Source organism: Rhizobium rhizoryzae, from assembly GCF_011046895.1.
Lineage (GTDB): Bacteria > Pseudomonadota > Alphaproteobacteria > Rhizobiales > Rhizobiaceae > Neorhizobium > Neorhizobium rhizoryzae.
On record NZ_CP049250.1, the window covers coordinates 3,193,721 to 3,218,731 of the forward strand.

Below are 25,011 nucleotides of genomic sequence, written 5' to 3' on the forward strand. Positions count from 1 at the left end.
TCTGCCGCATATCTTCAGGCTGTAGCGCGGGGATGGCAATCTGTCAGCCCGTTCTCACCACAAAAGAGGCAGATGCTGCATAAATAGGCTACATGCTTCGCGCTGAAGCCGGAAATACCATGGTCGCGGTCAGACCCGGATGGACATCTGCCCCGGCATTGGTCTGGGACAGTTCCAGACGCCCGCCATGCAGTTCCATGACCGCCTCAACAAGCGATAGGCCAAGACCGGTGCCCGGCTTTGAGCGGCTCTCGTCCAGCCGCACGAAGCGCTTCACCACCTCGGAGCGTTTGTCCTCCGGCACGCCCGGCCCGTGATCGCAGACGGACAGATGCAATTCCTCGCCCTGTCGCTTCAGGCGCATCAGGATCGGGCGGTCCTGCTCGCCTTCGGCTGCGTATTTGATGGCATTGTCGAGCAGGTTGAACATTGCCTGCCCGATAAGCTCCCGGTTTCCCTGCACGGCCTGGCCGGGCTCGATTTCAGTCACCAGCGAAAGTCCGGCCTCTTCCGCAACCGGCTCGTAAAGCTCGGCGGAATCGGCACAGATGGCGGAGATGTCCACCGGCGTCATTTCGGCTGCAATCGAACCGGCCTCGACCCGGGAGATCATCAGAAGCGCGTTGAACGTCCGGATCAGCTGGTCTGACTCGCTGATGATGCCTTCCAGCGCCACACGCCGAACCTCTCCATCATCCTCATCCAGCGCGTCGGCTGCCTTGTTGCGCAGCCGCGTCAAAGGCGTCTTCAGATCGTGGGCGATATTGTCGGAAACCTGCCGCAGCCCCTCATTCAGCTTCTCGATGCGCTCGAGCATGGCGTTGAGAGACTCGGAAAGCCGGTCGAATTCGTCGCCGGAAACGCCGACCGGCAGCCGTTGCGACAGATCGCCCGCCATGATCTTGGTGCTTGCCGCCGACATACGATCGATGCGCCGCAAGGCGTTTCGCCCGATACCGAACCAGATCACCAGTGCACCGAGACCCATGATGGCCAACGCCACCATCAGCGCGCGGCGCACAATGCCTCGGAAACGCCCCGGTTCGCCCAGGTCGCGTCCCACCATCACCCGCAGGCCGTTGTCGAGGAAAAATACATTCGCCGTTGCAACATGCGGACGCGGCGGCCCCTGCTCCGTGAAGGGCTCATAGCGGAACGGCATCCGCGTCCAGCCCTCCTGATCCAGAACGCCCGGCTCCACGGAAGCTACGTTCCCGGCCAGCATCTCGCCCGTTGGGCTTGCAATGACATAGAGATTGGCGCCCGGTTGCCGTGCACGCCGCTCCATGGTCCTCAGAAGCAGGTTGATGCCGCCGCGATCATAGGCTGCGCGAATATCGGCGGCTTCCTGATTGATACTCTCTCGAACCTGCTGCGTCAGAATTCGCTCTGACATGGCCGTCACATAGACGACCAGAAAGGCGGCGCAGAGCGAGAACAGGATGATGTAGAGCGCCGACAGCCGAACGCTGGTCGAGCGAAACAGCAGGCGAAGACGGCTCATGCTCAAGCTTCGTCCTTGATCATGTAACCGGCGCCGCGAATGGTCTTCAGCAGCGGCTTGTCAAAATCCTTCTCGATCTTCGAGCGCAGGCGCGAAACATGCACGTCGATGACATTCGTCTGCGGATCGAAATGATAGTCCCAGACATTCTCCAGAAGCATCGTCCGGGTCACAACCTGACCGGCATTCTTCATGAGATATTCCAGCAACCGAAACTCGCGCGGCTGCAGCAGGATCTCCTTGCCTTGACGGCGAACCTCATGGGAAAGCCGGTCAAGCTCGAGATCGCCGACACGGTAGGTCATCTCCTGCTCGGGCGTCCCTTTTCGCCGACCCAGCACTTCCACGCGCGCCAGAAGCTCGCTGAACGCATAGGGTTTGGGCAGGTAATCGTCACCCCCCGCACGCAGGCCCGTCACGCGGTCGTCCACCTGTCCAAGTGCAGAGAGAATGAGAACGGGCGTATTGATGCCGCGCTTGCGCAATTCACTGATCACAGACAGCCCATCGCGCCGCGGCAACATGCGGTCGATGACCATGACATCATAGGCGTTTTCAGAACCCATGAAGAGGCCGCTTTCGCCATCGCTGGCGTGATCGACCACAATACCCGTCTCGCGAAAGGCCTTGGTCATGTAAGCGGCGGCTTCGAGATCGTCTTCAATCACAAGAATCTTCATGTGCGGGACAATAGCCTCGCGACCCTGCCCGGTGGAAGGGGTTTCAGCGGGCTTCTCCATGCTTTCCTGCTGTAACGGCATTGGTGTCTCCCTGAAATCGAAAATGAAAATGGCGCCGAACCATTGCTGGTCCGGCGCCCCAAACAAGAGGAGTTGACCGGTCCCTTAGCCTTCCTTGATCGGAAGTGCGATGAAGCGGCTGCCGCTCTGCGATTCGATCTGGAACAGCGCCCGGGTACGGCCATCCTTGCGGGCGGCGGCGATGGCCTTGGTAATGTCGGCTGCCGTTGCGACCTGCTGGTTGTTGACGGCGGTGATCTTCTCACCTTCCTTCAGTCCCTTGGCTGCAGCTTCCGAGTCCGGATCGACATCGGTTACCGCAACGCCCGTGCCATCATCGGAAGGGCCGACGGTGATGCCAAGGTTGGCAAGCGCCTTTTCGCTCGAAGGCTGCGCCTGCTGCTGGCTCTGCTGCGTTTCGGCCTTGGAGGCTTCGTCGCTTGCGAGATTGCCGAGCGTCACTTCAACGGATTGCGCCTTGCCGCCGCGCCAGATGGAAACATCCACCTTCTTGTTCGGGCCGATGGCTGCAACCTTCTTGGCCAGGTCACGGGCATCCTTGATCGGCTCGCCATTGACGGCGGTGATCACATCACCCTGCTTGATGCCAGCCTTTGCGCCCGGAGACCCGTTCTGCGGAGACACGACCAGCGCACCCTTGGCTTCTGCAAGACCGAGCGATTCCGCGATTTCCTGTGTCACTGGCTGGATCTGGACACCAAGCCAGCCGCGTTCCACCTTGCCGCTCTTCATCAGGTCGGCCACCACATCCTTTGCGGTCGAGGCGGGAATTGCGAACGCGATGCCGACGCTGCCGCCGGAGGGCGAGAAGATCGCGGTGTTTATACCGACCACTTCACCGTTCTGGTTGAAGGTCGGGCCACCGGAGTTACCGCGGTTGACCGGCGCATCGATCTGGATGAAGTCGTCATAGGGACCGGAACCGATATCGCGGCCACGGGCAGAGACGATACCGGCCGTGACTGTGCCACCGAGACCGAAGGGGTTGCCGACGGCAACGACCCAGTCGCCGACGCGGATCTTCGCGTCATCGGCAAACTTCACATAGGTGAACTTGCGCTTGGTATCGACCTTCAGGACGGCGAGATCCGTCCGGCTGTCCTTGCCGATCAGCTTCGCATCGAGTTCGGTCCCGTCGTTCATGACCACCGTATAGGCCGAACCGTCAGCCACGACGTGATTGTTGGTGACGAGATAGCCGTCTTCCGAGATGAAGAAGCCGGAGCCCTGTGCGACAGGACGCATGTAATGCTGGCGGTTGCCGTTGCGGTTGTTGCGCTCGGCGCGCTCCTGGTTTCGGCCGTTCGGCATCTGGCCGCCAAATTCACGGAAGAAGCGCTTCAACGGATGGTCGTCCGGAAGCTCGTCAAAGCCGCGGCCTCCAAATGAGAAGCCATTGCTGGCATCGTCCGAGGCTGGCGTCGTATCGGATTTAACGCGAACGGAAACAACGGCAGGCGATACGGCGGAAACGACATCTGCGAAGCTTGGAACCTGCGGCGAAGCAACAGTCACCGGCTCAGCATAGGATTGATAGACTTGTGCGGGAATGCCGGTCGAAAGCATTACGGCTGCGAGGCCCGCCACAGTGGTTCCCTTGAGAATGGTCTTCAGGGAGGGGCGTCCGATCTTGCTCATGGTTCGATACCTTTATCATCATTCAGACTGGTTGCCGGAGGTCCGGCGGCGGTGGATGACTGAAGATATAGGTGCCGTGACCTTAACTGCACGTGTCCGATGGGTGAAATGTTTGTAATGTTGCGGAGAGCGGAAAAAACGCCGCTCAGCCCTCTTCCTTGCGCAGCAGTTCCGCCAGTCGCGCCTGCTCTTCCGCCGTCAGGGCCTTCTCAGCACCCGTCGTGGGACGGGAGCGGCGAGACAGCCGGTAGACGGCAATTCCGCCGATGATGAAAAGGACCGCAGGGGTTGCCCAAAGCGCGATCGTCCGGGCGCTTAGTCGTGGCTTCAGCAGCACGAATTCGCCGTAGCGCGAGACGAGGTAGTTGATCACCTGCTCGTCGCTATCGCCCGCCGTTATCCGCTCGCGCACCAGCACGCGCAGGTCCTTGGCAAGCTCGGCGTTCGAATCGTCGATGGACTGGTTCTGGCAGACCATGCAGCGAAGCTGAGCTGACAGGTCACGGGCGCGCTGCTCTAGCTTCGGGTCCTTCAGAACCTCATCGGGATTGACGGCAAGAGCAGTCACCGGCGCCAGCATCAGGCTCGCCAGCAGGACGAGAGGAAAACGCCTCTTCATTGCGCAGGCTCCATGGCGGGCTTGGCCGGCTTTGCCGCCTTTGCTCTGCGGCTTGGCGCGCCAACACGCAGGCGGCGGTCAGAGAGCGAAACAAAGCCGCCAATCATCATGATCAAGCCACCAAGCCAGATACAGAGAATGAAAGGCTTCCACCAGATGCGTACCACGATACCGCCATCGGCCATCGGGTCGCCCAGCGACACATAAAGCTGGCTGAGACCGAAGCTAACGATACCGGCTTCCGTCGTCGGCATGCGGCGCGCGGTATAGATTCGCTTGGAGGACCAGACGTCGGCAACGGCAACGCCCGCCTTGCTGATCGTGAAATGCGCTCGCTCTTCGGTAAAGTTCGGGCCGACCGCTTCCTTCATGCCATCGAATACGAGCGTATAGCCGCCTGCATCCGCTGTCATGCCCTGCTTCATTTCCAGCACGTGCTCGGTCTCGAAAGCCGTCACCGCCACGATGCCCAGCACGGTAACGCCAAGGCCCATATGCGCCAGCGCCGTTCCGAAGGCAGAGCGTGGAAGCCCCTTCAACCGGGCAAGGGCAATGGAAAAAGCCAGCTTGCCGAAGTTGGCGCGGTACCAGAGGTCGACCAGCGAACCGAGAATGAGATAGATGCCGAGCGCCAGACCGAGGAAGGCCAGAACAGGGCCGCCATTTTCCACGTAGTAGATCCCGAGCCCTACAACCAGCGCCAGCCCCGCAACGAGATAGAGCCGCTGCATGGCGCCCAGGAGATCACCCCGTTTCCAGGCCAGAAGCGGCCCCATGGGCACGATCAGCAGAAGCGGAATCATCAACAGGCCGAAGGTCAGGTTGAAGAAGGGCGCGCCGACGGAAATCTTCTCACCCGTCAGCGTCTCCAGAACCAGCGGATAAAGCGTACCGGTCAGCACCGTCGCGGTCGATACCGTCAGGATCAGATTGTTGAGAACCAGAGCGCCTTCGCGGGAAATGGGCGCAAAGATTCCGCCGCTTTTCAGCTGCGGTGCGCGCCAGGCAAACAGTGCAAAAGCTCCGCCGACGAAGATCGAGAGGATGGCCAGAATGAAGGTGCCGCGGGTCGGGTCTGTCGCGAAGGCATGCACGGAGGTAAGAACGCCGGAGCGGACGAGGAAGGTTCCGAGCAACGACAGCGAGAAGGTGATGATCGCCAGAAGCACGGTCCAGATCTTCAGCGCCTCGCGCTTTTCCATCACCAGCGCCGAGTGCAGAAGTGCTGTTCCCGCAAGCCACGGCATGAAGGAAGCGTTTTCGACCGGATCCCAGAACCACCAGCCGCCCCAGCCGAGCTCGTAATAGGCCCAGTAGGACCCCATGGCGATGCCAGCCGTCAGGAAGGTCCAGGCAGCCAGCGTCCAGGGGCGAACCCAGCGCGCCCATGCCGCGTCGATGCGTCCTTCGATGAGGGCAGCAACGGCAAAGGAGAAGCAGACGGAGAAGCCGACATAACCGAGATAGAGCAACGGCGGATGCACTGCCAGACCCGGGTCCTGAAGAACGGGGTTCAGGTCCTGCCCTTCCGCGGGTGCCGGCATCAGGCGGATGAAGGGATTGGAGGTCAGCAGAATGAACAGCAGGAAGGCGACCGTCACCCAGGCCTGCACGGCCAGCACGTTGGCCCGCAATGTTTCCGGCAGATTGCGCCCGAAGAATGCAACGAGTGCGCTGAACAGCGTCAGGATCAGCAGCCACAGCATCATGGAACCTTCGTGGTTCCCCCAGACGCCGGAAAGCTTGTAGACCATGGGCATCAGCGAATGGGAGTTCTCCCAGACATTGCGCACGGAAAAATCGGAAACCGCATAGGCCCAGGTCAGCGCCAGAAACGAAAGCGTCACCATGCCAAAGAGGATGATGGAGCCCGAGGGTGCCAGCGCCATCAGCGCCGCATCGTTCCGCCGCGCACCCACAACGGGCGCGATGGAGACGATCAGGGCAATCGCAAGCGCCAGAACCAGCGCATAATGGCCGATCTCGACAATCATCGCGTCACACTCCCTTTGGCGCCGGTGGTCGGGCTGCCTTCGCCCTCCTTCCAGACGCCGTCCGCCTTCAGGCGATCCGCCACTTCCTTCGGCATGTAGTTCTCATCATGCTTGGCCAGCACCGAATCTGCAACGAAGGCACGGGAAGACGTGAACACGCCTTCGGTCACCACGCCCTGGCCCTCGCGAAACAGGTCCGGCAGAATTCCGGTATAGCTCACAGGTACGCTCGCCGAGCCATCGGTCACCTTGAAGCTCACGGTCGATCCGGCCCCACGCTGAACGGAACCAGCCTCGACCAGTCCACCCAGACGGATGCGCGTTCCCGGCGATACCTCGTTCTTGGCAAGATCGCTCGGCATGAAGAAATAGGCGACCGACTGGCTGAAGGCGAACATCACGAGCAGCACGGCAATCAGGATGAAGCTCATGCCGCCAGCAATCACGGCCATGCGTTTCTGTTTGCGCGTCATTGCACGATCCCCTCGCCCAGTCCAATCTCACGCGCCAGCGCCACAAGCCGCTGACCCTCGCCCGTCTCTGCGGGAAATGTCTTCAGCCCTGTCTGAAGGGCATTGCGGGCGTCCTGCTCGCGGCCCAGCACCATGTAGGAGCGCACCAGCCGCAGCCAGCCCTCGATGTTTTTCGGGTCAGATTTCAGCCGCTCGGCAAGGCTTTCCACCATGCCCGCAATCATTGCCTGCCGGTCCTGCCCGGAAAGGTTCTGGGCGGCGGCAACATCGGCAGCGCTCGGATTCCCGGGTGCATTCTCGCTATTGGCGGCAATGTGCTGGTTCACGAGGCTTTCCCATGCGGCTCCGGGGGGCGAATCTCGCTTGATGGCGTTGAAGGCGGCCAGCGCCTCCGCCTTGCGACCCGCCTGCTCCAGCCCGAGCGCCACATAGAAGCGCGAGCGCATATTGTCGGGTTCCAGCGCCACCGCCTTCTCGAAGAAGCCGCGTGCCTCGTCGGTCACGATGCCCTGATTGGCGGCGACCATGGTTTCGCCCAAGCCCGCCAGCCGTTGCGGTGTCGCGCCCAGAATACGGATCGAGTTGCGAAACGCCTGATCCGCATCGGCAAAGCGGCCGGATCGCATGTAGATCGGCGCCAGCAGATCCCAACCGGCCCCGTCATTGGGGTTCTGTGCCAGATGTCGTTCGGCCTTGGCGATCAGAAGTTCGATATTGTTGCCCGGATTGGCAAGGCGTGCCGCCAGCGGCTGGTCGGGCATGCCGGGGCTTCCCAGCATCAGATAGCCTGCAAGTCCCACGATAGGCGGACAGAGAATGACCAGCAGAGTGGTGATGCGATGCGGGCGCGGCAGAGCCGCGGGCGTCAGGCCCCGCTGCGGCGCGTCGGTGGCAGCCAGCAAACGGCGTCCGATTTCGGCGCGCGCGTAGTCGGCCTCCTTCTCGCCGAGAAGACCGAGCGCGAGATCGCGATCGATCTCCTTCATCTGGTCGCGGTAAACCGCAGCCTCGTCTTCACGGGCCGTCGTCGGTTGCGGCCTTGGCTTCATCAGCGGCGCGATCAGAAGACCTGCCACTCCAGCCGTCAGTACTGCGATAAGAATCCAGAAAATCATTGAAGCCAATTACGTCAAGCGCACCACTATTCCAATCGGATCGGGGACGATGACACGAATTTGAGGCGTTTGGCCGCAACTTCGTGAACAGTCTCCTCTCTCCTATGGACGGACTGCCTGACACGGGCCTTGATTTGCGTCAAGCAAGGGCGCGAAACACAATTGGTTCAATGGGAAGGAGAACGCGGTTCAGCTCAGCGGAGTCCAGGCTCCATCGGCATTGCGACAGGCCGTGCCGCGCGCCTTCAACTCACGTTCGTTGATCGTCAGCGTGTGCGTGTAGCTGCGGCAGTTCTGTGAACCCACCTGATAGGGCGCTGCTGCCACCACCTCGCCGCTGATATTGCGGCCTTTCCATTCGGTCGACTGTCCGACCTCGGAAAACTCCAGCGCGCGATATTCCGCTTCCAGCGCCCTTTGGCGGTCGCTTTCGCTGAGCTGTGTCCCGGCACGGCTGACGATACCCCCCTGAAGCGCCACAATGAAATTGTTCGGCGGCGCCTTGGCAAAGAGCCCGCCACGATTGCCTCCGGTCGATGTGCAGGCCGAAAGCAGGCTTGCAGCAAGAACAGGCCAAACGACGAATTTCACAGCGCGGACTTCCATTCTACTCCAACCGTTTCGTGCTTGCGTAGACAGTTATCTGGTATCTACGCACCTGATTTTCAAACCTGAACTCGGCCCATTACGTCACTGGCCATGCACGTCGACTGTGGCGAAACCAAGCGAAGGTTTGAACTCTGTTTGTAGCGTGCTGGCACAGAGTGTCGAGCCGGAAAGCGATCAGTGTGCCATTTATACCGCACTGCGTCGGTCCCAGGATGCAACTCATGCCGCGTCGCGTGAAATTCCCGGCAGTGTCAGCACAGCGCGTAAGCCCCCGCGACGCCCGCGCGAAAGCCGGAAACGGCCCTGATATTCACGGGCGATTTCGCCAACGATCGAAAGTCCAAGACCCGTGCCGGGCTTGCTTTCATCCAGCCTGCGACCGCGCTTCATGGCTTCCTTGATTTCGTCGGGGTTAAGGCCCGGCCCATCATCTTCAACAGCAATTTCCACCCAGTTGCGCCGGGCCGGATCTTCCCCCTCGGGTGCCAGTGACGGCATGATGGTCAGCCAGACGCCGCTCTTAGAATGGCGCGCCGCATTCTCCAGAAGGTTGCCGACCGTTTCCTCGACATCCTGCTGCTCCATGGCAAGTGCCAGATTGGCCTGTGTCGCGATCAGTTCGAATGTCTTGTCGGGATTGAGGCGCCGCATCACCCGCATCAGGCGCTCCAGCACCGGCTCGGCATCGGTTCGCGCCAGCATGGATTCGCGCTGGGCGGCAATGCGGGCGCGGTTCAGATAGCTCTGCACCTGGCTCTGCATGGCTTCCGCCTGCCCGCGCACCACGTCTCCACGGCCCTTGTCGATGAGGCGCGATTCGTTGAGAAGCACGGCAATCGGCGTCTTCAGTGAATGGGCCAGATTTCCCACCTGCGAGCGGGCACGCTCGACAATGCGGCGGTTGCTGTCGATCAGTGCATTCATCTCGATGGTCAGCGCATGCACTTCACGGGGAAACTCGCCTTCCAGACGCTCCGCCTCCCCGCGTCGCACCTTTTCCAGCGCTCGGCGCGCTTCGTCCAGCGGTCGCAGACCGAAGAGAATGGCAAGACCGTTGACCACGAGGCTGCCGAGGCCGAAGACCACCAGCGCGATGTAGAGGCTCTGGGTGAAGGCCTGCACATCCTCCGTTACCACGGTCAGGTTGCCTGTCACGCGAAAGCGCGCCGCCCTGCCCTCGCTGTCCAGCACCACCTCTGTTTCCGCCACCAGCACATTGTTCCCGAAGGCGTCGATGGCGGGATAGAAGCGCTCATAGCGATTGTTGAAGGGTACGTTGAGGATGGACGGCACCTTGATGTTCGACGTGCCGAGCGACGAAGATGACAGCGGCGTCGCGGCAAAGGTGCCAAGCGGCTCGACGATCCAGTACCAGCCGGTTTCGGGCTGGGAGAAGCGCAGGTCACCCAGTTGCGGATTGCCCGCAAGCGCGTTGTCTTCGCCAATGGTGATGGAGTTCACCACGTTGTAGAGCTGCGCACGCAGCAGATCGGTAAAGGCGCGTTCGGCGGATTTCGTGTAGAGCGCCGAGATCACGAGCGCGATCACCACCAGCGCCACGCCCGACCAGGCAGTCGCCAGCAGCAGAACGCGCGCCGTGACCGATCTAACGTACATCGGATGGTGCTTGCATGCGGTAGCCAAGACCACGAACGGTCTCGATCAGGTCGACACCGATCTTCTTGCGAAGACGTCCGACAAATACCTCGATCGTGTTGGAATCGCGGTCAAAATCCTGATCGTACATGTGCTCGATCAGCTCGGTACGGGAGACGACCTCGCCCATATGGTGCATGAGATAGGACAGCAGGCGAAACTCGTGCGACGTCAGCTTCATCGCCACGCCGTTCACCGTCGCCTTGGAGGCCTTTGTGTCGAGCTTCACCGGCCCGCAGGTGATTTCAGAAGAAGCATGTCCGGCAGCGCGGCGAATGAGGGCGCGAACGCGCGCCAGCACTTCCTCCACGTGGAAGGGTTTGGCCACATAATCATCGGCACCGGCGTCAATGCCGGCCACCTTGTCGCTCCAACGGTCGCGCGCCGTCAGCATCAGCACCGGCATTGCCTTGCCTGCCGCACGCCATTTCTCGACCACCGTGATGCCGTCCATCTCTGGCAGGCCGATGTCGAGGATGACCGCGTCATAGGGTTCGGTCTCGCCCAGATAATGCCCTTCCTCGCCGTCGAAGGCCTGATCGACCACATAGCCGACCTCCTTCAGCGCATCGGTCAGCTGGCGGTTCAGGTTGCTGTCGTCTTCGACCACGAGAATGCGCATGGAAATCCTTGATTCGATGGAATACGAGAAGCGGCTTTTCGCCTTCTACTACATCGGCACCCGAACAGTCACCTTGCGCGGGCGCTCTCCGCTACCCTGCACCAGAACGGTCACAATGCAGGTCGCTCCGTCCTTCGACGGTTGCGCCGACAGAAGTTCGCCGCCGGTCTCCCGCACAACCTTGGATGCGGCGTCGCCACAATCTCCGGCAACCAGAATCAGGTAGTCGCGGGCGAAGGCATGAGCAGCAGACAGGCTGAACAAACCTGCCGCGACCATCGCGATTACCTTGAGTGATGCCATGACGACGACTTCCGATTACAAAATGCTAGGCCTGATAACCCAAACCAACTGGCAAATTATGTATCGAATGACGGCTGAATGGCAAATGAATGTGCCCCTCAGCCGTCATGCAGACAATGCTTATACGTCAGGTTCCGACAATGGGTTTGGTGGCCGCCAGCCGCCCGTAAATGGCCAGAAGCGCGCCGAAAGCGCCGCCTGCGCTGGTCAGTGCATCCACGAGTGCTGCCTGTTGCTCATAGGGAAACAGATGTCCCCGCGCCTGAAGAATTGAGGCGAAAAGCGCAATCAGCCCGCCCCAGACAGCCTTGGATTCGTACCATGTCTTTGCATTATCCATTTTAAATAACTCCCTGCTTTTTCACGATAATAACCTGATCTCGGGCAATGCCCCGAGGCACCGCGCGCCCCAGCTGCGCCAGGCGCACACGGAAACTTGTTTGAATAAATCCGAAATCGTTCAATTCCTGAGAAAGATCATACTGATGAAGGCACGCATCGACCTCGGCCTGGGCCACCACGGCGCCGGTTGAAGCATGCAGCAGTTCGAGCCGATAGCGTTCTTCCGGTTCATCGAGGGCTATGTCGTATGCGTCCCAGTCATCGGCATTGATGCGGCTCCGGCGCACCCAGCGGAAGGACACGCCGTCTTCCCGCCGTTCAGCTTTCAGGTGAAAAGGCGCCAGCGGTGTCTCAGCTCGCAGTCCTGCGACAGTCTGACGCGGTCCGTAGCGACCGGCTTTCGCGCCAACCGGTTCGACGATCCAGTTCAGCGCCAGTCCGCGTTCGCTCTCCGTCAGCCCCAGCGGCACCACGGCTTCATCCAGCACAACCACCTGTGCTCCGCTTGCCGCGCCTGCCGCCATGGCATCCTCGGTCCCGGCGAGACCGCGCAGCAGGTTGGAAAGTCGAAACCGCCCCGGTGCCACTTCCTGCGCTGTGGCAAAGGCCAGCAATTCCCACACGCCGTTATCGGCCATCACCGCCAGCCGGTTCTCGCCAGCCTGTACGGCAATCTCGCTCGCGGAAGAAAGCCCGCCGAACGGCAGATCCACCTCGATCATCGACACCCTGTCGAACCGCCCCCAGGCACCGGCCACCAGCGCCGCGGTCAGCCGCCCAATGCGGGCCGGCCGATCGACCAGCACCCGACTGCGAAATCCTTCCGTGGTGGCAGAGCTTGAAACCAGCATGCGCGTCCAGGGTTTCGCATAGGCCGCAACACGGGCAAAGCTCTCCGCCTCGCCACTGTCGAAGCGTGGCAGGTCGAGAAAGGCGATCAGCGGTGCAAATGCATCGGATGCGGCGACAGCGCTCACCCGTTCCCGGGGCGCGGGGCGGTTTGCGACACTCGCAACCGATTCGTGCCTGCGCGCCTCCACCCGCCGCATGTCGCCATCCTCGATCCGCATCACACGGTAGATGCCGTCCGGCCCATCGGTTATCTGAACCCCATCCCCCGGCGTCAGCGCCACATCGGTCGGCGCAAGCGAGAATCGAATGGTCCGGCGGGACAGGTGGTTGTCACGCAGCAGCGCTTCCGTGGCTGCCTGCGCCGCTTCATCGGCCATTGCGCCCGGAATATCTGCCCGCAACACGCGGTTCGTCGCCCCCGGAATGCGGCGGGAGCGCGTGGCTGCCTGCTCGTAGTCCAGATCGGGGTTGGCAAAGCCCAGCACGGCCTCCGCGGCAAAATCGCTGTCATGGCCGCGCGTCTCGCTCCAGGCCGCCTCACCCTCACGCTCGGCCAGCACATCGATTGCCGTCGCGGCCAAGCTGGCCTTGCTGCGCGAGCGGAAAATCAGCCGCCCCTCCACTTCCGTCACATCCAGCAGAAAACCTTCCACCAGCGGCGTCAGCATCTGGCGCGCAGAGGCAATGTCTGCCTGTACATAACCGGTCAGGTCGCCGCAGACTTGGCTCACATCGAAATCGGTCAATCCGTGATCGGTCAGGATCGCGGCAATGGTGTCGGCAAGCGTCCCTGCCCCCAGCCGTCCCGTCAGCCAGTGGCCCAGCCGCCAGTTCTCGCCATCGTTCCAGATGGATGTGGCTTGCGGAAAAGCGGGGTAAGGCCGCGCATCCCAGCTCCAGACGAATATATGCCCTGCATCCACCATGCCAACGGGCGCGCCATTGCCCTGCCAGAACCCGTGATGCGCGTCGAGAAAACGGCGCTGCATCGCGTCAGACCGTCCGCCGCTGGAGAAGTAGGGCCAGCCGCTCTCGGAAGATTTCGGGTCCACGAACAGGTTCGGCTGGTTCGCCCCCTTGTCGATGGCGGGGCAGCCCAGTTCGGTAAACCAGATCGGTTTCGAACCCGGCACCCAGGCGGTCGGGCTGGCGCTCTCGGTGCCGCCTGTCCGGTCGAAGTGATGGTTCCCCCACCAGCCGGAGAGATCCTTGTAGCGGAACACCCAGGGCTTGCCCGCCAGTCCATCGGTGATGGGCGAGCGCAGCCGCGCCCTGCGGTCCTCGTCGCTGGCATAATACCAGTCGAAGCCCTCGCCGCGCCTGATCGCTGCTTGTATTGCCGCTACATCCTCGGCGCTTGCCATGCCATCCGGGTTTGTGCCCATCAGGTCGTCATCGCGCCAATCGGAAAGCGGCATGTAATTGTCGATCCCCACGGCATCGATGGCAGGCGAGGCCCAGAGCGGATCGAGGTGGAAGAACACGTCGCCGGTCCCGTCATTCGGGTGATAGCCGAAATATTCGCTCCAGTCGGATCCATAGGTCAGCTTGATGGATGGCCCGAGCTTGGTACGGCAATCGCCTGCCAGTCGAACCAGTTCCGCCACGAAGGGAAAGCTGTTTCCCGCCCCGCGCACTGTCGTCAGCCCGCGAAATTCCGAACCGATGATGAAGCCGTCCACGCCACCCGCTGTAGCGGCCAGATCGGCGTAATGCAGCACCATGCGGCAATAGCCCTCGGCGCGATTGCAGAACTGGTCAATCTCGCTCGCTGCGTCTGCCGTCTTGTCCGTAGAGCCTGCCTGCCCCGGCGCCGGATGGCAGGTGATGCGCCCTCGCCACGGATAGACGGCCTGTTTCGACCCGCCATAAGGGTCCGGCAGCGTGTTGTCTTCCGCCACATCCATCATCACGAACGGATAGAGAAAAACCTCGATGCCCCGCGCCTTCAGGTCGGCAATCGCCTGTTTCACGCTCTCGTCGGAAGGCGTGCCGCCATAGGCAGGCGCATCGTTCCTGCGGCTCACCAGATGTGCATCGGCTCGCTCGATGCCCGCCACGTTCCAGGGCATGCTCTCTCCCTCACGCGCAAGGAATTCAACGCCGGGCACGATCCGGCATTCGCCAGCCCGAAGGTCGGTGCCGAACCAGCTGACGACCAGCGCCACGCGTTCAAGGTTCGGGCACAGCGCCTGCAATTCGTCGAGGGATGCTTCCCAATCGGTCGCGGCCATGCGGTTGTTGCGGTTGAGAATTCGGGCACTACCCTCACCGGTGTCTTGCGTCACCTGCACCGTTGCATAGCCATGCTCGCTGGAGCCGGGAATGATCGTCACGGCCCGGATTTGCGCTTCCAGCATGCCGATGGGCCGCACGAGCTCGAACTGCAGCAGCGGAATACGGTTGCCGAAATCGCCGAGCGGCAATCGCTCGAACACGACATAGGCAAGGCCCCGAAAGGCAGGCGCGTTTCCTGCTCCCTGCTTCGCTTCGATCAGCGGATCAGGCAGCTGGTCCTCGCTGCCAGGGTAGAACCGCATCTGAATTGTCGTCAGGTCCAGTTCGCGGCCATCGGCCCACACGCGCCGCACATGCGCCACCTCGCCCTCACAGAGCCCAAGCGCGATGTTGGCATAGTAGGCGAAGCTCTTCACCTTCTGCCCGCCGGTCGCCTTGCCGCCGCTGCGCTCTGTGCGCACCTCTTCCTCGAAGCGCGTTGCCCAGATCAGCGTGCCGCCAATCCTCATCGTGCCGTAAAGCCGGGGGATGGCCGTGCCTTCATCCGCTCCGGCCAGTCGCGCTGTGGCAAGGCGTGGGCCCGTGACAGTGGGCGAACCAAGCAGCGCCCGGTCCACCGCCGCGCCGGCCAGCCCGCCTGCCGCACGCCCCAGCATCGCGCCCACAGGACCGAAGACGGAGCCGAGCGCCGCCCCCGCCGCCTGAAACAGAATGGTAGCCATGGTTGTGAAGTCCTTGGGTTTATTGGGAGGCTTCAGAGAATGTCAGTATCACCCCACCCGATGCTAACGCATCGACCTCCCCCTCAAGGGGAGGTGGGAACTGGCCGCTCCTTTGCCGTCTTTTCCACCAGCCGCAGTGGACAGGAGATAGACAAGCAGATGCCGCGCTCACCCACCTCCCCTTGAGGGGGAGGTCGGCGCAGAGCGCCGGGTGGGGTGACAGATCGCGGCAATCACTGCAGCTGAGAGAAGGCGAGCGAATGTTTCCTGCCGATCTCCCCCCGCTTCAAGGGGGAGATGCCTGGCAAGGCAGAGGGGGGTGCTTCACGCCTGGCACGCTTGGCCGGGGTGACAGGTCCCTAAACACCCACCCCAAAGCGATGCACGGCCACGATCCGCCGTCGCCATGCAGGAACGAGACTGGAGCGGGTCACCGCCGCCTGTTCGTAAGCGTGGATGAAACTCGTCTCATCGGCCAGAATGCCCGCATGTTTGGCCGCACATCCCGCCTGCCAGCGAAACAGCAGCACATCGCCCGCCTGCATGTCACTGCCCGGCACCGGGGCACCGAACAGCGCCAACGCCGCCTTGAGCAGCCGCTCCTCGCCCGCCCGCTCGGCCCAGTCCGGCGCATAGGGCGGCACGGCCAGCGGTGGTTCGCAGCCGTAAAGCTCGCGCCAGACCCCGCGGATGAGACCGATGCAATCGCATGCCACACCCTTCGTCGCACCCTGATGCCGATAGGGTGTGCCGATCCAGCTTTCCGCCAGCGCCACCACAAGCTGCCCCATCATGGAAACAGCACGCCGCCATCGTGCTGGCCGTCTCCATCTGCATAGGAATAGCTGAAATCGCTTCCGGGCATGTGGGGAAAGCCGCGAAAGTTCAGGCCATTGGCGAAGCGGGCGCGGCAGGTCGCAAAGCTCTTGTCGCAGCCAGCCGTCAGCAGCACCGCCTCGCTCTCGGCCACGTCGCGCTCCAACGGCAACCACAACGTCAGCCGCCCAACGCCGCCTTCTTCCGCCACATGCCGCTCGATCATGGCGGTCGAGCCATCGGCAAAACGCAAACTCCCCTGATCGAAGAAGCCGCTCTCGCGCTCGACCAACCCTGTCACGGTCAGATGGCTGCGGTCGCGCTGTGCGCTCACCATCGCGGCAGACTGCAACGCGCTGAGTGAAACCCGGCAACGGCCGTCGCCAAGGCTTGCATCGCAGCGACGGCCATAAACGCGGCCCTGCGGCTGGTCGAGACGATGCGCCATGCTGCGCAGTTCTGCGGTAAAGGCGCCGCCTGCCCGCGTCACCTCGCCGATTTCCCGCACATCAAGCCGCGTGAACTGCGAAGGGTCTGCCCAGTTCACCAGAAAAAGCTCCACCCGCGCATGGTCGAACCGGCCTGCGGCAAGCTCTTCTTCAGCAATGGTGTCGCTGGAAAAGCCGCCCTGCACCTCGCCCGCATTGGCCGCCATGCCGCTTTCGGCCTCGTTGTCGCTGGCGGAAAAGCCGCTTGCCGCGCGGCAGAGCGTACCATCCACCGCCAGGTCGTCGTCATGGTCGGTAAAGCCCAGCACCAGGCCATCGGCCCGTGTCACCCGCCAGGCATGGCAGGTCGTCGTGACATCGCTCGCCAGATGGGCCGCCAGTTCCGCCGGTATGTGTCTCACGGCAGGATCTCCTTGATCGGAATGGCCGGAATTCGACCGGCATTGAAGGCGGAAAGGTTTACGTCGATGCGGTCGGTGTCGAAGCGCACCGGCACGTCGAACTCGTAGCCTGCGCGGATTTCGGCCCCCTCCGGCGGCACATGGGTGGCCTCGAAAGTCACCGTTCCCGTTGCGGCTTGAAGCGTGAAGCGGTCGGAGGAGATCTCCTCCCCGTCCACGCTCACCCGCACGGTTCCCGCCACCGGCTTGGCAATGGTCCGTCGCGCTTCACCGCCGTTGTCGCCATAGGTCTTGATCAGCTGGAATGTGCGCTGCACGCCGTCACCGGTGCCGATCCACTGGTCGTCGGCGCTCACATTTCCCGTCGGCCCGCAGGATTTCCAGTCCAGCGGATCGCGAAAGCGGAAGCCGTAAAGCTCGCCCATCCGCGCCTCGAAGAATTCCAGCACCTCGTAGAGATCGGCAATCGAGCGGACACCGGAACCGGCATCGTAGACCCGCCTTGCATTGCGCCAGCGGGCGTTGCGGTTCTCGCGCCCGTTGGACAGGTTCACGATGTCGGTACGCCGCACCGGCCCACCGCTCGTTCCCAGCGCCAGCCGCAGCGGAAAGCGCACCTCATGAAATCCGGTCATGGTTTAAGTCTCTTCTATTCTTGAAAAGCTTCATGCGGGAACTCACCCCCCCTCTGGTCTGCCGACCATCTCCCCCTTGAAGCGGGAGAGATCGGCAAGACGCATCCGCTCGCATTCCTTACCAATAGCGGTTGCCGCAAAGGGTAACCCTACTGGGGACCGAGAGCCCGCCACGAGTCGATCTCCCCCCTTGAGGGGGAGATGCCTGGCAAGGCAGAGGGGGGTATCATTTTAAACGTCAAAACGGCCCTCACACACCCCGCCGTCCGCGCGCCACGCTACGGGCCAGCATGGCGGTAATCTGTCCCTCGCTGCGCTTGAAGCTGGCCGCGTCCGTCGCCGTCACGTTGAACACGATCTGCCCGGAGCCCGCACCGGAGCCGCCGGACATCGCCACGCCCAACGCGCCATCGGCACCGCGCTTCAGCGGCAGAATGGCTTCCGCCCCCGCCTCGCCCATCAGGCCGGTTGCGCCTGCCCCCATGGAAAAGAAGCTCGGGCTTCTCACCACACCACCATCGGCAAAGGGCGTCACCTTTCCGGCTACGCCCGAACCGAGGGAGCCGAGCAGGCTTCCCGCGATGCCGGACATGGCGTTCTCCAGCGGCTTCAGCGCAGCGGCAAGGGCAATGTCGCTCAGGCGTCGTCCCAACCCGCGCAGCACAGTGTCCAGGCCTTTGCCGTTGAGAGCCGCTCCCTGCAAAGCACCGGAAAGCGCTGAGCCGAAGCTTTGCGAACGCGCCTGCAGATCCTGCATCGAGCGGGAAAGCGCCTCACTGGTGGAAAGCGCGTCATCCAGTCCACGGCCCGTGGAAACACTGTCGGTCATCGGTCACCTCAGTCGGAAGAAAGTGGCAAGTCGGGAAAGGCAGCCATCAGCGCCGCAAGCCCTGCGCGGTCCAGTCCGGGCGGGTGGGGACGGTAGGCCCCTGCCATCCCCATGAACTCACGTGGCGAAAGCTGCCAGAAGATGTCGGGAGGAAGCCGCAACAGGCACAGCCCCACATGCAGCACGCCCGGCCATCCAGCCGTCGCGCCGTCATGCGGGGCGCCCGTTGCGGCGCTCAAGGGCGGGGAATTTGGTTCCCTCGCGCGCCAGTCGTCATTCCGTCACTAAAGGCCGCCTCCAGCAGTTCGGTGGCAATGCGGGCGCAGGCGGTCACGCCGCCTTCCACATTCATATCGGCCACTTCCTCGTCGGGAAACAGGTTGCCGCCGCCGCGCAGTCCGGCGCCGATAACCCGCACCAGATCGGCCGCCTTCAACCGTCCGCTGGCAAAATAGGCCGCCAGCTCGGAAAGATCGGCCACGCCGAAAGCGGTTTCCAGTTCGGCCAGCGCGCCCAGCGTCAGGCACAGAATGCGCCGCTCGCCATCGATCATCGCCTCCACCTCGCCGCGTTGCCGGTTGGCACGGCGATGCAATCCCAGTCCCTTGCCCGTCGTCTCGGTCGTCTGCATCAGATCGCTCCGAACGTCAGCTGACCGGCGGATTCCAGCGCGATCTCGAAGCGCACTTCGCCAGTGTGCTCCCCGGAATATTCCAGCGAGGTCATCTGGAAGGGTCCGCTGATCGTGCCAAAGGACGGGATCGCCACCTGAAAATTCAGAATACTGCCGGCGAAGAAGGCGCTGCGGACAAGCGCATCGGAGGTCTGGTCCTTGAAGAGGCCCGCCCCGTTCAACGAGGCGCGCTGAATGCCTGCCCCACCAAGAAGCTCACGCCAGCGTCCGGCGCTTTCGGCATCGGTAATGTCCACAGTTTCGGCATTGAATGCCAAGCGTTTGGAACGCAAACCCGCCACCGTCTGCCAGCCTGCGCCATTTTCCACCTTCAACAGAAGGTCACGTCCTGCCTGTGCCACCATTCTAATAAATCCCTGTTGAAAAATCTGGTCCTGAAAAAAGTCTCACGTCTCTTCCGTCACGCCCCTCAGGTTCACCTCCGCCACCTGCGCCTGGGTTTTCGCGTCCTGCCTGTGGCGTATGCCTGTCACCGTCAGGTTCACCAGATGCTGGTTCTCTCCCAGCGCCAGTTCCGTGCGGTCCAGCAATATCGCCACCTGAGCGGCCAGCCTTTGTGCTTCAGCGCGTCCCTTCCCATCAGACCAGATTTCCACCGTCAGGAGGTGCTCCTCCGCAATTTCAGTCCCGGTGGAATAGTCGCGGCTCTCAAGGGCCCCATAGGTAATTGCAGGAAGGCTTACACGCCCTGCAATCCGGTCCCTGAAGCCTTGGATTCCTACGGTTGAACGCAGTTGTACATCGTTTGCGAGGCGCTCGTGGATTGCCTTCAGAAGTGCCTGTCCACCTCTCATTGTGCTTCCTCCTCACAGAGGCACGAAAGCATGCGTCTGGTTTCGTCAGGATCGCGCACAAGGCGAATTCGGAAGAGCCGTTCGCCTTCCCGAAACCGCTGACCGGCGCCGATGCCGTGGCGATGACGAAGCAGAATCCGGTGGGTCACCACGGCCCGTTCGCCCCCTGCCATGTCGGTGAAGGAGGGGCTGGCAATCGGTTCGATGCGCGCCCACACCTCACCCGCCTGAACCCAGCCGCCAAGGCTGCCGCCTTGTCCGTCGCTCTCGTCGTTCGGCGCTTCCAGTGCCAGGCGGTGGGTCAACTGGCCGGGGTCCAGAGGCAGGGCGCTCATTTCAAAGCCTCCTCATGCGGAAGGGCGCCACCAGCCGGTCATAGCCATCCGGCATCGCCCCCGGCTGCTGATCGGGGGACAGGACACCGCGATGGGCAAACATCAGCGCGATATGGATCAGCATGGCGCGCTTCAGCGGGTCCGGCACATCCGTGCCCGCCTCGCCGAAACCGGCGGTGAAATCGATCTCGATGCCATTGATTGCGCGTCCCGGCGGAAGCGGATCACGCAGCCACAGTCTGGCCGGGCGCGCCTGTCCATCCAGCAGATGGTCTTCAAGCGATGGATGAGAGGCCGTTCCGTCTTCGGCGTAAACCGTTACTCCCTCAATGGCTTGCACCGGTCCTCTCGCAATCTGAATCACGCCGTCCTTCGGCCATTGGTCGAGATAGAGCCGCAGCGTCTGCTCGATCAGGCAAAGCCCCGTCTCCCGCTCCAGATGCTCGCGGGCAATCGCAATCAGTTGCGCCAGAAGCGCATCTTCTTGCGCTCCATCCAGCCGCAGATGCGCCTTCACCTCGCCAAGCGTCAGCGCCTCCGCGGCTGGCGGATCGATCAATGCATAGGTCATGGAAAATTCCTTTTTGGGAAAGGTATGAGCCGCCTGATGTGTCGAGAGGGAGTACCCCCCTCTGTCCTGCCGGACATCTCCCCCTCAAGGGGGGAGATCGACCCGTGGTTGGCTCGCCATACATCGCAACGTCACAGAGTGCGGCAATCACTGAAGCTGCGAGAGAATGTGTGAGTGCGTCTTGCCGATCTCCCCCGCTTCAAGGGGGAGATGCCTGGCAAGGCAGAGGGGGGTAAGCCAAGGATTGAAGCGGAAGAAGCTCCCCCACCCCACCTTAACTCGCGGAGAACTTCACCAGCTTGATCGCCTCGAAATTCTGCACGCCGCCGCCCACGCGCTTGGTGGTGTAGAACAGCACATAGGGTTTGGCGGAATAGGGATCGCGAAGAATGCGTACGCCCGCGCGGTCCACCACCAGATATCCGGCTTTGAAATCACCGATGGCGATGGAAAGCGAACCGGCGGCAATGTCCGGCATTTCCTCGCCTTCCGCCACGGGAAAGCCCATCAGCGTCGCGGCTTGGCCTGCCGTTGCCGGTGGACGCCACAGGTAGTTACCATCGGCATCCTTCAGCTTGCGGATTTCGCCTTGTGTGCGCCGGTTCATCAGGAAGGTCGCGTTCTGGCGGTGTCCGGCCTTCAGCGCATAAATGGCGTTCACCAGCACATCCGATGCACCGGACGAGGCAAAGGCTCCCGCCTGCCCCGTTGCCACGTAGCCGAGCTTGCCCCAGGCCCAGGCGCTGTCGGCTGCGGTGTCATAGGCCAGAAAGCCCTTCGGCTTGTTCACGCCGTCGCCGCGAATGAAGGCATCGCCCTCCTGCTCGGCAAACACCGTGTCCACCTCGCTTGCCAGCCAGCTCTCGATGTCCACCGCCGCATCGTCCAGCAGCGTTTGGCTGGCGGCGGGCATGGCGTAGAGCTCCATGGTGGGAAAGCTCAGTTCCGCCAGCTGCGGCGATGTCGTCTGCGGGCGGGCCGCCGTTTCGGAAACCCAACCCGTCGCCGGGCCACTCAGGGCAAACGGCTTCTTCAGCACCGTGGTGGAAACGGTGCGCACGGTGGAAAGTGCGCGCATGGGGGAAACCACGCTCAGGCGGCGGCCAATCTCGGTGTCCGTCTCGTCCGGCACCAGATAGCCGCCATCGCTGGTCGAGCCTGCGCTCATCGCCTTGGCCTCCAGCTCGCGCAACGCACCCTCGTCGCCACGGCGCACATAGGCCTCGAAGGCTGCCTTGTGCTCGGCAGCTTCAGGCCCCGCCTCGCGAGCGCCACCCAGCGCAGGTCGCGCCTTCTTCAGCGCCAGCTGGTCGATAACCCGCTTCTGCTCGTCCATGCTGCGGTTGATGCGCTCCAGCTTCTCCCGCGTCACAACATCGGCGGTCAGTTTCTGCTCGATCTCGGAAAGGCGGCGGTCGTTCACGTCCTTGAAGCTTTCGAAAGCCTCCATGAACTCTTCGAAGGCCGCCATCATCGTATCTGGCACGGCCTTGATTTCCGGCAGCGCCTTGGTTTCCGGTGAAGCGCTCAGTGAAGCGTTGAGGGCAATATCCTGCATCAAATTTATCCTCTCATATGGCTGGTCAACATGGTCTTGCTGGCCCGGCGCAGGGCGCGCACAAGCTCGGTGTCACGGTCGCGGAAGAACCGCGCCTGCTTCACGTTGGAAATCCTGGCCGATGGCAGCATCGGAAAGGTCACAACGGAAATTTCCCAGAGGTCCGCCTCCAGAATACGGCGAACGCCCGTCTTCGCGTCCTGTCTCGCGCGTATGGTACGAAAGCCGATGGAAAGCCCGTCCAGCGCGCCGGTCTTCATCAGCGCGTGTACCTCGCGGGCGCGGGCCACGCCGGGGGCAAGCTTGCCCTCCACGTAAAGGCCTCGACTGTCCTCGCGAATGCTTTCCCACGCGCCGATCGGCTCGTTCGGGTCGTGCTGGTAGAGCATGCGCACACCCTTTGCGCCGCGCTCCACAAGACTGTTGAGAAAGGCTCCGCGCTCGATCACGTCCTTGCCGAGGTCCACCTCGCCAAACACGCTGGCATAGCCGGAAAAGCTGCCATCACCGCCGAGTTCGGACAGCGTCAGGCTCGCAAATTTGCGCACGGTCGGGCGTGGCCCGCGATAAGCGTGCATGAAGGTCTCCTGCAAAAATGAAATCGCTTCAGGATTGTTTTTCGCCGTCCGGCTTCGCACCGAACCGTCCGGCCACGCGCACCAGAGCGCCCAGCACCCACCAGGCGGAAAGGCTGGCCGCGGCAGAACCGGAAAGGGCGGTTTCCAACGCTGTCAGCTGGCCCACCAGCCCCAGCCGTTCGGAAAGCCATATGCCAACCGGCGCGCCAAACATCACGCCGCAGCAGGCGCCGGTCAGAAAGCGGCTCACCGCCTCCTTCCAGCTTTCGGGCAGAAGATAGACGAGCGACACCCATGCCCCCGCCGTCGCTCCCACCATGCGCGCGGCCAGCATGCCGCCATCGTGGCCAAGGTCAGCCATCGTCGTTCACCTCAATTGGAATTTTTGGGATTGGATATTGGAGGATAAAGCAACCCCCTCTGGTCTACCGACCATCTCCCCCTCAAGGGGGGAGATTGGCAGGAGGCAAGCGCTCGATCTCTCTCATCTCTAAGCGCACCGCGATCGGTAGCTTCGTCAGGTGCAAAGAGCGAGCCACGAGTCGATCTCCCCCCTTGAGGGGGAGATGTCCGGCAGGACAGAGGGGGGTAAAGCGGCAACAGAAGTCGGCGAAACCTCAGTCGCGCCAACCCCTTACCCCCAGCCCCTCACACTCTGATTCAGCCGCTTCACAGATTGATTCAATAGCCGACGGCCTGCCGCTTTTCCTCGTCGCTGAGAAAGCTCGCGCCCCCGATCCGGCTCCACAGCGCGTCGCGCTCGGCAGAAAGACCCGGCAGTTGGTCGAGGTCCGGCTGCAGGCGCAGGGGCTCGCCATAGAGATCGGAGAACCAGGCGGAAAGGCTCGCCGCGGTTCGCGTCAGCAGCGGCACCACCGTCAGACGGAAGAGCGAACGGTTCGCCTCCTGATAATTGGCATAGGTGATGTCACCCGGAATGCCCATCAGCATCGGCGGCACACCCAGTGCCAAGGCAATGTCGCGCGCGGCCCCGTTGCGGGCGGCCTCGAAATCCATGTCTTTCGGGGAAAGCCCCATCGCCTTCCAGTCCAGCCCGCCCTCCAGAAGCAGCGGACGCCCGGCATTCACAGCCCCCTGATAGCCCGCCTCCAGTTCCGCCTTCAGCCGGTCGTAGGCGTCGGGCGAAAGATTGCCGCCCTCTTTCGGCTGATAGACCAGCGCACCGGATGGGCGCGCCGAGTTGTCCAGCAGCCCCTTGCTCCAGCGGGCACAGGCATTGTGCAGGTCGATGGCAGAGCCTGCGGAACCCAGCGGCGAAAGCCCGCCGTGATCGTCCAGCGGATGAAACAGCTTCAGATGCAGAAGCCCTGCCCCGTCCTCCGAGAAGGCAGGAATGCGCCGTGTTCGTGGCCCCACCCGGTAGTCATAGGCAACCGGCCAGCCATCGCTGCCTGCCACCACGCTCACGCGGTCGGGCCGCAGCAGATGCAGTTCGCGCGGCGTTCCGGCCAGCATCAGAGGTTCCAGGTAGGAACTGCCGGACAGAAGCAGGTGCCCGAACAGCATTTCCAGAAATTCCGGCCCCGCCTGCCGTGCATTGGGCCGCGCCAGAAGGGTCAGGACGGGATGCTCCTTCAGTTCCCGCTCGCCGGAATAAACAAGCTAGGGGGCGCTTGCCGCCGCCTCTGCCACCATGCGCACGGCGCGATAGGCCACGGGGTTTCGCATCAGGCCATGGCGGGCAAGGCTCGCATAGCTTCGCCCACCACCCGGATTTCCCCTCTCGCCGGTCAGCAGCGCCAGAGCCCCGCCTGCTCCCAGTCCTGCGACCACTCCTTGCGCCTTTCGCTCGGAAGCGGCCACGGCTTTGCCTTTGTCCGTGGAAGCCCACGGCCATCGAAACAGGTTCATTGATGTATCCCTAAATTCAGTTCAGTGGGAA

26 protein-coding genes and 1 pseudogene are annotated in these 25,011 nt (G+C 62.5%); all 27 read right to left on the reverse strand.

Annotation, left to right across the window (positions count from 1 at the left end; translation table 11 throughout):
• Nucleotides 1-88: 88 nt before the first annotated feature.
• Nucleotides 89-1,504, reverse strand: a complete 1,416-nt coding sequence (locus G6N80_RS21260) for a sensor histidine kinase (protein ID WP_165136601.1) — start codon at nt 1,502-1,504, stop codon at nt 89-91.
• Between the two features lie 2 nt (nt 1,505-1,506).
• Entirely contained in the window at nt 1,507-2,244 is a 738-nt protein-coding gene (locus G6N80_RS21265) for a response regulator transcription factor (RefSeq protein ID WP_062553221.1), read from the reverse strand.
• Between the two features lie 105 nt (nt 2,245-2,349).
• A complete protein-coding gene (locus G6N80_RS21270) occupies nt 2,350-3,903 on the reverse strand; it encodes a Do family serine endopeptidase (protein WP_165136604.1) in 1,554 nt (517 codons plus the stop codon).
• Between the two features lie 145 nt (nt 3,904-4,048).
• Entirely contained in the window at nt 4,049-4,522 is a 474-nt protein-coding gene (locus tag G6N80_RS21275) for a cytochrome c-type biogenesis protein (RefSeq protein WP_165136607.1), read from the reverse strand.
• Nucleotides 4,519-6,516: a heme lyase CcmF/NrfE family subunit gene (locus G6N80_RS21280; protein WP_165136610.1), complete on the reverse strand. Its 1,998-nt coding sequence runs from the start codon at nt 6,514-6,516 to the stop codon at nt 4,519-4,521. The genes G6N80_RS21275 and G6N80_RS21280 overlap by 4 nt, the downstream gene beginning before the upstream one ends.
• The gene (gene ccmE / locus G6N80_RS21285; protein WP_062552812.1) at nt 6,513-6,989 is read right to left on the reverse strand and encodes a cytochrome c maturation protein CcmE; all 477 of its coding nucleotides are present in this window, start codon (nt 6,987-6,989) and stop codon (nt 6,513-6,515) included. The genes G6N80_RS21280 and ccmE overlap by 4 nt, the downstream gene beginning before the upstream one ends.
• Nucleotides 6,986-8,104: a c-type cytochrome biogenesis protein CcmI gene (gene ccmI / locus G6N80_RS21290; protein WP_165136613.1), complete on the reverse strand. Its 1,119-nt coding sequence runs from the start codon at nt 8,102-8,104 to the stop codon at nt 6,986-6,988. Before ccmI ends, ccmE begins: the two co-directional genes overlap by 4 nt.
• Nucleotides 8,105-8,293: 189 nt before the next feature.
• Entirely contained in the window at nt 8,294-8,710 is a 417-nt protein-coding gene (locus tag G6N80_RS21295) for a hypothetical protein (RefSeq protein WP_062552814.1), read from the reverse strand.
• A 222-nt stretch (nt 8,711-8,932) separates the two neighbouring features.
• A complete protein-coding gene (locus G6N80_RS21300) occupies nt 8,933-10,330 on the reverse strand; it encodes an ATP-binding protein (RefSeq protein WP_165136616.1) in 1,398 nt (465 codons plus the stop codon).
• Nucleotides 10,320-10,991 (reverse strand): response regulator transcription factor, encoded by a 672-nt coding sequence (locus G6N80_RS21305; RefSeq protein ID WP_137135305.1) that lies wholly within the window; start codon nt 10,989-10,991, stop codon nt 10,320-10,322. Before G6N80_RS21305 ends, G6N80_RS21300 begins: the two co-directional genes overlap by 11 nt.
• 48 nt (nt 10,992-11,039) lie before the next feature.
• On the reverse strand, nt 11,040-11,294 hold the full coding sequence (locus G6N80_RS21310; protein WP_062552817.1) for a hypothetical protein: 255 nt from the start codon (nt 11,292-11,294) through the stop codon (nt 11,040-11,042).
• Nucleotides 11,295-11,421: 127 nt separating this feature from the next.
• Nucleotides 11,422-11,634, reverse strand: coding sequence for a hypothetical protein (locus G6N80_RS21315; RefSeq protein ID WP_062552818.1), 213 nt, complete (start codon nt 11,632-11,634; stop codon nt 11,422-11,424).
• Nucleotide 11,635: 1 nt separating this feature from the next.
• A complete protein-coding gene (locus tag G6N80_RS21320; protein ID WP_165136619.1) occupies nt 11,636-15,448 on the reverse strand; it encodes a baseplate multidomain protein megatron in 3,813 nt (1,270 codons plus the stop codon).
• Nucleotides 15,449-15,807: 359 nt separating this feature from the next.
• On the reverse strand, nt 15,808-16,242 hold the full coding sequence (locus G6N80_RS21325; protein ID WP_062552820.1) for an NlpC/P60 family protein: 435 nt from the start codon (nt 16,240-16,242) through the stop codon (nt 15,808-15,810).
• Nucleotides 16,239-17,114, reverse strand: coding sequence for a DUF2163 domain-containing protein (locus tag G6N80_RS21330; RefSeq protein ID WP_165136622.1), 876 nt, complete (start codon nt 17,112-17,114; stop codon nt 16,239-16,241). The genes G6N80_RS21325 and G6N80_RS21330 overlap by 4 nt, the downstream gene beginning before the upstream one ends.
• Complete coding sequence (locus G6N80_RS21335) at nt 17,111-17,749, reverse strand: DUF2460 domain-containing protein (RefSeq protein WP_165136625.1); 639 nt, start codon at nt 17,747-17,749, stop codon at nt 17,111-17,113. Before G6N80_RS21335 ends, G6N80_RS21330 begins: the two co-directional genes overlap by 4 nt.
• Nucleotides 17,750-17,999: 250 nt before the next feature.
• Nucleotides 18,000-18,578, reverse strand: coding sequence for a phage tail tape measure protein (locus G6N80_RS21340; RefSeq protein WP_165136628.1), 579 nt, complete (start codon nt 18,576-18,578; stop codon nt 18,000-18,002).
• Between the two features lie 8 nt (nt 18,579-18,586).
• Nucleotides 18,587-18,817 (reverse strand): rcc01693 family protein, encoded by a 231-nt coding sequence (locus G6N80_RS21345; protein WP_165136631.1) that lies wholly within the window; start codon nt 18,815-18,817, stop codon nt 18,587-18,589.
• Complete coding sequence (locus G6N80_RS21350) at nt 18,814-19,209, reverse strand: gene transfer agent family protein (protein WP_165136634.1); 396 nt, start codon at nt 19,207-19,209, stop codon at nt 18,814-18,816. Before G6N80_RS21350 ends, G6N80_RS21345 begins: the two co-directional genes overlap by 4 nt.
• Nucleotides 19,209-19,616 carry a phage major tail protein, TP901-1 family gene (locus G6N80_RS21355; protein ID WP_165136638.1) on the reverse strand — a complete coding sequence of 136 codons (408 nt, stop codon included), beginning with the start codon at nt 19,614-19,616 and terminating at the stop codon, nt 19,209-19,211. Before G6N80_RS21355 ends, G6N80_RS21350 begins: the two co-directional genes overlap by 1 nt.
• 42 nt (nt 19,617-19,658) lie before the next feature.
• Entirely contained in the window at nt 19,659-20,066 is a 408-nt protein-coding gene (locus G6N80_RS21360; RefSeq protein WP_062552826.1) for a DUF3168 domain-containing protein, read from the reverse strand.
• Nucleotides 20,063-20,401 carry a phage head closure protein gene (locus G6N80_RS21365; RefSeq protein ID WP_062552827.1) on the reverse strand — a complete coding sequence of 113 codons (339 nt, stop codon included), beginning with the start codon at nt 20,399-20,401 and terminating at the stop codon, nt 20,063-20,065. The genes G6N80_RS21360 and G6N80_RS21365 overlap by 4 nt, the downstream gene beginning before the upstream one ends.
• A gap of 1 nt (nt 20,402) precedes the next feature.
• Nucleotides 20,403-20,972, reverse strand: a complete 570-nt coding sequence (locus G6N80_RS21370; protein WP_165136641.1) for a head-tail connector protein — start codon at nt 20,970-20,972, stop codon at nt 20,403-20,405.
• Between the two features lie 274 nt (nt 20,973-21,246).
• On the reverse strand, nt 21,247-22,530 hold the full coding sequence (locus G6N80_RS21375; protein ID WP_165136644.1) for a phage major capsid protein: 1,284 nt from the start codon (nt 22,528-22,530) through the stop codon (nt 21,247-21,249).
• A 5-nt stretch (nt 22,531-22,535) separates the two neighbouring features.
• Nucleotides 22,536-23,108, reverse strand: a complete 573-nt coding sequence (locus G6N80_RS21380; protein ID WP_165136647.1) for an HK97 family phage prohead protease — start codon at nt 23,106-23,108, stop codon at nt 22,536-22,538.
• Between the two features lie 28 nt (nt 23,109-23,136).
• Nucleotides 23,137-23,469 (reverse strand): DUF6107 family protein, encoded by a 333-nt coding sequence (locus tag G6N80_RS21385; protein ID WP_062552831.1) that lies wholly within the window; start codon nt 23,467-23,469, stop codon nt 23,137-23,139.
• Between the two features lie 320 nt (nt 23,470-23,789).
• Nucleotides 23,790-24,980 (reverse strand): annotated as a pseudogene (locus G6N80_RS21390) (phage portal protein).
• Nucleotides 24,981-25,011: the final 31 nt, after the last annotated feature.